The following is an 8,324-nucleotide window of genomic DNA, read 5'->3' as shown; positions in this document are numbered from 1 at the left end:
ATGTTCTGAAATATGCCAGTACCTCTTATACTCTGGGCTTGCGCTACAATCTTAACGCCAATAGCAGTCTAAAATTGCAGTGGAGTCATTTTGTCGAGCTTGATGATACCGGTGGTAAATTTTTTAACTTAAGATTTCCAAATCCCAATAGAGCGGCAGAAGTCGATAATGTCGACACCTATTCATTAGTAATACATATGGTGTTTTAATGAGCATTAGGCCACATACTCACTGGTTTGCATTATTGATGGCTATGCTAATGGCTTCACTATTTCCCGTGCGTGTTTTTGCCGATATTGTTGTCATTGTTCATCCCAGTATGGAGTTAAATACTATTTCTTCGGAACAGGTTGCTAATATATTTCTGGGTAAAACCAGAATACTGCCTAACGGAAAGTTGATAGTGCCTGTTGATCAGCCCAGAAACAGTGACACCAGTCGTGAGTTTTATAGCAAGCTTATCAGTAAAAATGAAAGTCAACTCAACGCGTATTGGGCTCGGCAGGTTTTTACCGGTCGAGGGCAGCCACCGATTCAGGTGAACAGTTGCAACGAGGTGAAGAGTTTGATTAAGGTTAATCCGAGTATGATCGGCTATATCCATGGTGATTGTGCCGACATTACCATCAAGGTTATTTTAACAATCCCTTAAATCCAGGCTTTGCTTTGAAGCGGCGAATAAACCCAAGATAGCTATCAGCCAATTAGCTAGAGCAATCACGGCAAAATTACTCCTGCAGTAAATACCTTCGGGCTAACGGGCGAGCATCAAATTCGGCTTTCAGTGCGTCAATCAAGCTAAAAACACCCAATAGCTTTCTACTAAACAAGGTAAATTCCTTGAGCGGTGTTTTAAAGTGCTGGCTTAGCGCGGCTTGTCCCGCTTGTTTGGCCACACGTTTTGGTAGATTTGCGAAACCCCATCGATAGGCACCGTTTTTATTTAAAGCTTCCGGAGGCAGGTCAGCTGCAATGTAGTTCAAGGGTTCAACCATCATGGTGCATATCTTGACAAAGTTCTCTATCACTTCCTGAGGAAAAGTGGGCTCAAGAATGCCTAGTCTAACAGCACCTTGACCCACCATTTGACGATCTCGGTTAAAAGCGCCTCATTTTTTTAATCATTAGATGTTATCCACCATTACTAGGCACTTTCTAGGCGTTTTCGATTTTTTGCTCAGCATTTAACTATTCGTTAATCATTTCCCCATAGGCCGCGAATGATAAGTGGTTTCCACACGGCTAATTAGGCCTTCACCGCCATAATGCAGGTCGATATATGAGCTAGGTTATGCAGTAGTGTTTTATGTAGTGATCGGTGCTAATACGCAAACCGAAGCAGCACTATGGTCAGTTTCAGATGGCATAGCCAAGCCAAAAACAACATTTTTTTATCAATTTAGCTTTTTAGTATGTTTATTCTAATTTTTATTGATAACTTAGCCTTTAACTGGGATCAGATCTCAAATTTTTTAACGATAAACCGTTTTATTATCTACCATCCAAAACCGGAGTGTGACAATGACTAGGCAAGCAAGTGTTAAAGAGCAAGTAGAAAATGGCAAATTGGTGGCAAAAGATATTTTCTTAGCCACCCTGGGTTTCTACGGAAAAGTTTATGAAGGTGGTGTCTCTAAAGTTAAAGAGCTGAACGCAAAGCGTGATGAACAGTTTCAAGGGTATGTTGACCGTGGCGTAGAATTGGAAGCATTGGCGAAAGAGAAAGTTGTAGCTTTCTCTCAGCAAGACAATAGGCTGAATGAGCGTATTACCACACTGCGCAACAGCTACGAAAAACTCAGCTCAGTCTTCGCTGTCAATAAGACCGACGCTGCGCAAGAGCCTGCCGAAGAGCAGTCTGAGACAAAAGCTGAAGTTAAAACTGAAGCCAAAGCTAAGCCTAAAGCCAAAGCTAAACCTAAAGCCGCTAAATCTGAGTCAAAAAGCACCACTAAAGCCGCTTAAGTAAAACCCTATCTAATATAGGTCTCGATTTAACCGCGCAGGATGATAACCGCGCGGTTTTTTTTGAAAAATTTCTTGGATTTGAATTAGAATAGCACGATTACCGCTACATAATCATTGTGCAAGATTTACTAACTATCGATCAGGAGAAAGATAATGTCTAAAGACAAATTGGGTGATCGCGCTAGCGAGATTTCGAAAAATATCTGGCTTGCTGGCTTGGGTGCTTATGGTAAGGCGTTTGACGAAGCCTCCGAAAAATACTCCAAAGCCAGTAAAGATGTACCAAAGCTGTTTCAGGAACTAGTGGTGAAAGGTGCCAAGCTAGAAGAGATGGCCATCGGTCAGGTGGTCGACCCCATTGAAAAAACCACTGCTAGTATAGAGTCACGTATTGAAAAAATGCGCGCCTCGCTGGGTTTTGGGTCGGCTCAAAAAGATGATGATATTGCTCGGCTGGAGGCCAAGCTGGATCAAGTGGTTGCGGCGGTAGATGCTTTATCTAAAGAAGTAAAAAAAGCTTAATAAACTGACAATAAGGTTAAAGCCTGCGCCAAGGCCTAAGCGGTCGAAAATAATTAGTGCTCAGAATATTTCGGTAAACTAGGCCTTTTAAATTCGGGGTCTGCTTTTTGTCGCTATCCACAACAGGAATATTTTCCGATGAAAACGCGGGATAAAATTCTATTGACAAGTTTGACTCTCTTTAATGAAGAGGGTGAGCCCAATGTGAGTACTATTGATATTGCCAATGAGCTGGATATCAGCCCAGGTAACCTTTACTACCACTTTAAGGGTAAAGGGTTGATTATCAATGCTCTGTACAGTGGTTTTGAGCATGAGTTGGTCGACATATTAAACGCCCCCTTAGAAAAAACTCTGAATACCGAAGATAGCTGGTTTTATCTTTATGTTGTGTTTGAGCACATCTACAAGTTTCGCTTTTTCTATCAAAACCTTTCTGATATTTTGCAACGAGATAAGAAAGTTGAACGGCGCTTTATGCACTTGTTGCAGCAGAAATACCAAACAGCCAATACATTACTGGCGCTATTGGTTGAAAGTGGTGTTCTACAAATAACTGATGATGCACTTGATGAGGTTTGTGAGAATATCACGATTATTCTTACTCATTGGCTGACTCACACGCGTTTTCGAAATATGCCTGATAGTGAAGTGCTGGCTATCCACCGCGGTGTTTTTCAGGTTATGTCGTTGGTTTCGCCATACTTAAGTGAGTCTTATAAGTTTATCTATCAGGAGTGTCGAGATTTGTATCAAACGCTATTAACTCAGTCTCAGAACTAGCGGATCAAGATCTCTTTATTCGAATAATTTGAAGCTAGCTATGCTCGCACAACAGCGCATCATGCTGAAAACACCAAGAGCAACTTGGCTCTGGCTAAAAATGTTGCCGTGTTTTGCTGATCCTGTTGTATTTTATTGGTTTAGTCAACGAGAGCATTGGGTGGCGTGTTAAAATGCATTAATGGAATAATATATGCAATAATATATTCAATTAGCATAATAAACCCCAGTTTATCTACATGGCGTAATCGCAATATTCTATGAAAAAACTGACAGCGATCGATAAAGGTTTTCTAATTGGTGAAAGTAGAGAGGTGCCGCAGCATGTTGGTGGGCTATCTCTCTTTACTTTGCCGGACGGAGTTGATGAACATGAATACCTGCATGGCCTGACGCAAAATCTACGCACCGCTGACGAGTTATTACCACCATTTGGTGATCGTCTGAAGATAGGCATATTGGGTATGGCTGGTGACGTTAGTTGGGAGCGCGATCCCGATTTGGATATGGATTACCATGTGCGTCATTCGGCGCTACCCGCACCGGGTCGTTATCGCGAATTGTTTAATCTGGTATCTCGATTGCACTCGACATTACTGGATCGCAAAAGACCACTATGGGAAGTGCACCTTATTGAAGGCTTGCCAGATCGACAGTTTGCGCTGTATCAAAAAGTACACCATGCGGTTGCGGACGGTATTCGCGCAATGCATATTTCACGTAGTATGTTATCCAACGACCCTAATTATATTCAGCGGGGTTCGCCATTGTCTTTAACGAGCTGGAATGCCTACAAGTCCTTGCTCGCAAGCAAAAAACAATCAGGCCCTAGTAATAAAGAGTTGCGCAATGTTGCAGATAGACTTAAGGCCACTTTTGATTCTGGTCGGCATCTTTATAGTATGGTGAAGTCGGTGGCAAAGGTCTATTGGGGCGAGAGTTACGATTTGACTTTGCCGCATATGCGTGTGCCGCGGAGTTCCCTGAATACCCGAGTCGATGGCGCGCGTCGATTTGTCGCTCAATCCTGGCCTTTTGCTCGAGTGAAAGCCGTAGGGAAGGCGTTTGATGGAACTTTTAACGATGCGGTATTGGCAATGTGTGCTGGCGCCCTGCGTCACTATATGCAGCGACATGCTGAGCTGCCGGAGGAATCGCTGAAATCTATGGTTCCACTGTCAGTACGGGCTAAAGGTGATGCCGACGCCGGTAATGCGGCTGCAGCAATCACTGTCGATCTAGCAACAAATTTAGCAGATCCGGCAGAGCGTTTTCAGGTGATCAAAAACTCGGTACTTGCTGGCAGGGCACTTTACGACGGCATGTCGCCACCAGAAATAATACGGTATACCTCCCTGTTAAACGGTCCTGGCATGTTTCTGGAACAACTAGGGTTAACCAAGATGCCGCCACCTAGCAATATTTGGATTTCCAATGTGCCGGGCATACAAGAACAGTTATATTGGAATGGCTCAAGGCTCGACGGATCTTATCCAATGTCCATCGTCATCCATGGTGCTGCCGTGAATATCACGCTGATCACTAATAATCAGAACGTGGACTTTGGTATTATAGCCTGTCGACGTTCAGTGCCGCAGGTGCAACGATTGATTGACTATATGGAAGAAGCACTGGTAGAACTTGAAGAGGCTGCTGGGATCGCCACATCGCCGAAGAAGAAAACCATGCCGGTAGCTAAGACTAAGACCAAGCGCGCATCTCGAAAAACAGCGAAAGCTAAGACTTGATCCGTGCTCGCTATAGGTCTTGAAATGACAGCCAAATTTTGATTTGAAAGTGGAGTAGAAATTTTTTGTGATGGTAATTAACAACAATAAAATCAAGCGTGCGCTAAGTCAGGCATCGTCCTATCAGGAATGGCGTGAAGCGGCTCGCGCCTACGATGAACGCAATGGGCTACACCATTGGCGCCAGCGCGATCACAGCCAGCAGTATGATTATGTTTCTATCCGTCTCCGCCTCGATCGGCTACGCAACCTGAAGGCGCGACATGATCACCGCGGCCTGCTATACACGCTGAATGAAGGTATCCATGGCAATATGGGTGGTATGGGGCGGGCCGGTTTATATGGGCATGCACTTTCCGGCACTAAAGTGCTGATCGAGGATTATATCGATGAAATCGTCGATACTCTCGAGCACCTTGCCGGCGAATCTACTGATGATATCAGTGCCGATGAGAAGCTCGATTTCTTCCGTCGCGCCAGTCACTGTTTTGGCCACTCTGCATTGATGCTGAGCGGCTCGGGTTCGTTGCTGTACTTTCATATGGGGGTGGCGCGAGCACTGTTGGAGGCCGACCTGCTGCCCACTGTTATGTCGGGTTCCAGTGGTGGTTCTATCGTTGGTAGCGTTATTGGTAGTCGCACAGAGGAGGAATTGCGCGAGTTAATAGAGCCTGAAGCATTTCTCCAGCAACTGCCCGAATCAGCCAAGCGTGTCGGTACTCCTGGCCCAGCTGTAATGGAGCAAGTGCTAAGCCAGTTGTTTCCCGATGATTTAACTTTCCAGAAGGCGTTTGAAAAAACTGGCAGAGCCATGAATGTCTCTATCGCCCCAGCAGAAACACATCAAACGTCTCGATTGCTTAATGCAATAACGTCACCTAGCGTGTTGATGCGCAGCGCAGTGATGGCTTCTTGCGCCGTACCGGGCGTTTTTCCGCCGGTAATGTTGCAGGCTTTGGATGATAATGGCGAGCGACAGAGTTATCTTCCGTCGCGGCGCTGGATAGACGGTTCCATGAGTGACGATCTGCCAGCCAAGCGGTTGGCGCGGCTCTATGGTGTTAATCACTATATTGTCAGTCAGACCAATCCGCATGTATTGCCCTTTATATCAGATGGCCGGCGTAAAAAGTCATCGGTTGGCTTGTTACAGCATGCAGGTCTGCGCGCCACCCGCGAATGGTTTAATGCGATCACTATGATTCTCGATCGAGCGGATAAAAACAATGGCTTAATCACGCGAGCCGCCAGCTTAACGCGTACCATTATCAATCAGGACTATGTTGGTGATATCAATATTTTGCCTGACTATCGATTTATCAATCCCCAGCATTTGCTTGGTTTTCCGGGTGAGAAAAAGGTAATGGAGTTGATTGCTACTGGGGAGCGCTGTACTTGGCCAAAACTGGAGATGATTCGGCTACAGACAAAAATTAGCCGCACTCTGCGAGAAATATTACAACGTTATGAGAAAAGCAAGATTTTCTAGGTAATTGCGGCTATGGCTAAACAGAATAAATGATCGAGCTTTGCGCGATATTGGGTCAGCCAGCGGATAATTAAGAATAATGGCTAGCGATTAACAGATTAGAGCTGTTTGTTGACTTCTATGTTGAATTTGCCAGAGTCATAAACGGTGCTAAGGGCTGGATTCGCGCTAAATCCATTGTGTTTAGGTCATACTAAATGGCTGAATATGATTCCTTTGCATTCCTAGCTCAAGCGCAGAATTGCAGTTTAAATAAGCATTTTTATTTAATTCTCAGCTGATAACTTCACCACTAACCGAGGCACCGATGAAAAAACTAACAATGATGGACAAGAGCTTTTTGATGGGCGAGACCAGAGAGACACCGATGCATGTCGGTGGGCTCGATCTGTTCACCTTGCCGGATGGGGTTGATGAGCGTGAATTCCTGCATGATCTGGCGCAAAATCTGCACACTGCTGATTCCCTGCTAGCGCCATTCGGCGATCGACTAAAAATGGGTGCTTTGGGCATGGCCGGTGATGTTTATTGGGAGCCTGATCCCTCCATGGATATGGATTATCATGTGCGTCACTCCGCTCTTCCGGCACCGGGTCGTTATCGCGAGTTATTTAATCTGGTATCTCGACTGCATTCGACATTGCTGGATCGCAAAAGACCACTATGGGAAAGTCACTTGATTGAAGGTCTGCCAAATCGGCAGTTTGCGCTATACGAAAAAAAACACCACGCTACTATGGATGGTATGCGCTCAATACATATTGCGCGCTGCTTGTTATCTAACGACCCCAACCATATTTTAAAGGAGTCACCACTATCGTTAAGTACCTGGAATGCCTATAAGGCAGGGCTTCCCGTTGTTGAGCAGTCCGCCTTGAGTGAACAGAAATTGCGCAACGTGAGTGATAGACTTAAGTATACTTTTAATTCCAGTCAAAACTTTTACGACGCCTTGAAAACCACAGCGAAAGCTTATCTCTGGAAAGCTGGCGATTTGACTCTGCCCCATATGCGCGTACCGCGCACTTCCCTAAATCAAAAGATCGGTGGTGCACGCCGCTTTGTTGCTCAATCTTGGCCTTTTGCTCGAATAAGAGCCGTTGGCAAAGCGTTTGATGGAACCTTTAACGATGCGGTGATGGCGATGTGTGCCGGTGGACTGCGTCGTTATTTGCAACTACATGCTGAATTGCCCGAACACTCACTAAAATCCTTGGTTCCGATTTCGATGCGAGCGGCAGGTGATGTTGATACCACCAATGCAGCTGCAACAATTACTGTTGATCTGGCAACTAATATCCAGGATCCGGCAAAGCGCTTTCAGGTGATCAAAAACTCGGTGCTTGCCGGCAGGGCGCTTTACGAGGGTATGTCTTCGCTAGAAATTTTGCTGTATACCTCCTTAGTGAATGGTCCTGGCATGTTTATGGAACAACTAGGTTTAACAAAGGTGCCGCCACCTACTAATCTCGTTATTTCCAATGTGCCTGGCATACAAGAACCGGTGTATTGGAATGGAGCAAAACTGGAAGGTGCCTATCCGGTATCCATTATCAACCATGGTATGGCCATTAATATTACGTTGGTAACGATGGATCAAAACGTTGGCTTCGGTATCACCGCTTGCCGACGCTCGGTGCCGAAGGTGCAACGATTGATTGATTATATGGAAGAAGCATTGGTGGAGCTGGAAATGGCCGCTGGGCTACCCGCTTGGCCAAAGCAGGCACAGGCCAAGCCTGAGGCCACAACAAAACAGAAAACCACGTCCGTAGCAAAGGTCAAGCCCAAGAAAGCGTCCGCAGCAAAGGCTA

The 8,324-nt window shown here is 45.4% G+C and carries 9 protein-coding genes; 8 read left to right on the top strand and 1 reads right to left on the bottom strand.

The genetic code is table 11. The features are described from left to right. On the top strand, positions 1-209 hold a 209-nt coding region (locus AACP44_RS07345; protein WP_339339832.1), incomplete at its 5' end, for a hypothetical protein. Positions 210-259: 50 nt separating this feature from the next. Then, the gene (locus AACP44_RS07340) at positions 260-652 is read left to right on the top strand and encodes a phosphate ABC transporter substrate-binding protein (protein WP_339339831.1); all 393 of its coding nucleotides are present in this window, start codon (positions 260-262) and stop codon (positions 650-652) included. Between the two features lie 76 nt (positions 653-728). Here AACP44_RS07340 and AACP44_RS07335 read toward each other — a convergent pair whose 3' ends face one another. Next, complete coding sequence (locus AACP44_RS07335; RefSeq protein ID WP_339339829.1) at positions 729-1,085, bottom strand: hypothetical protein; 357 nt, start codon at positions 1,083-1,085, stop codon at positions 729-731. Positions 1,086-1,521: 436 nt separating this feature from the next. Between AACP44_RS07335 and AACP44_RS07330 the strand changes: the two genes are divergently transcribed. The 6 genes from AACP44_RS07330 to AACP44_RS07305 all read left to right on the top strand — a co-directional run. Next, a complete protein-coding gene (locus AACP44_RS07330) occupies positions 1,522-1,965 on the top strand; it encodes a hypothetical protein (protein ID WP_339339828.1) in 444 nt (147 codons plus the stop codon). A gap of 156 nt (positions 1,966-2,121) precedes the next feature. Continuing rightward, positions 2,122-2,490: a hypothetical protein gene (locus tag AACP44_RS07325; RefSeq protein WP_339339827.1), complete on the top strand. Its 369-nt coding sequence runs from the start codon at positions 2,122-2,124 to the stop codon at positions 2,488-2,490. A gap of 138 nt (positions 2,491-2,628) precedes the next feature. Next, positions 2,629-3,273, top strand: coding sequence for a TetR/AcrR family transcriptional regulator (locus AACP44_RS07320; protein WP_339339826.1), 645 nt, complete (start codon positions 2,629-2,631; stop codon positions 3,271-3,273). 260 nt (positions 3,274-3,533) lie between these two features. Then, on the top strand, positions 3,534-5,021 hold the full coding sequence (locus AACP44_RS07315) for a wax ester/triacylglycerol synthase family O-acyltransferase (RefSeq protein WP_339339825.1): 1,488 nt from the start codon (positions 3,534-3,536) through the stop codon (positions 5,019-5,021). Positions 5,022-5,091: 70 nt separating this feature from the next. Beyond that, on the top strand, positions 5,092-6,510 hold the full coding sequence (locus AACP44_RS07310) for a DUF3336 domain-containing protein (RefSeq protein WP_339339833.1): 1,419 nt from the start codon (positions 5,092-5,094) through the stop codon (positions 6,508-6,510). 307 nt (positions 6,511-6,817) lie between these two features. Continuing rightward, a partial coding sequence (locus AACP44_RS07305) for a wax ester/triacylglycerol synthase family O-acyltransferase (protein ID WP_339339824.1) occupies positions 6,818-8,324 on the top strand: 1,507 nt, incomplete at its 3' end.

This window comes from uncultured Oceanicoccus sp., from assembly GCF_963968385.1.
Classification (GTDB): Bacteria; Pseudomonadota; Gammaproteobacteria; order Pseudomonadales; family Dasaniaceae; genus Oceanicoccus.
Note: the sequence above shows the minus strand (reverse complement) of the source record. Positions and strands in the feature narration are given on the sequence as shown.

Coding starts and splice junctions, on each gene's coding strand:
- AACP44_RS07340 (WP_339339831.1), top strand. CDS start 260: ATGGCTTCACTATTTCCCGTGCGTGTTTTTGCCGATATTGTTGTCATT.
- AACP44_RS07335 (WP_339339829.1), bottom strand. CDS start 1,085: ATGGTGGGTCAAGGTGCTGTTAGACTAGGCATTCTTGAGCCCACTTTT.
- AACP44_RS07330 (WP_339339828.1), top strand. CDS start 1,522: ATGACTAGGCAAGCAAGTGTTAAAGAGCAAGTAGAAAATGGCAAATTG.
- AACP44_RS07325 (WP_339339827.1), top strand. CDS start 2,122: ATGTCTAAAGACAAATTGGGTGATCGCGCTAGCGAGATTTCGAAAAAT.
- AACP44_RS07320 (WP_339339826.1), top strand. CDS start 2,629: ATGAAAACGCGGGATAAAATTCTATTGACAAGTTTGACTCTCTTTAAT.
- AACP44_RS07315 (WP_339339825.1), top strand. CDS start 3,534: ATGAAAAAACTGACAGCGATCGATAAAGGTTTTCTAATTGGTGAAAGT.
- AACP44_RS07310 (WP_339339833.1), top strand. CDS start 5,092: ATGGTAATTAACAACAATAAAATCAAGCGTGCGCTAAGTCAGGCATCG.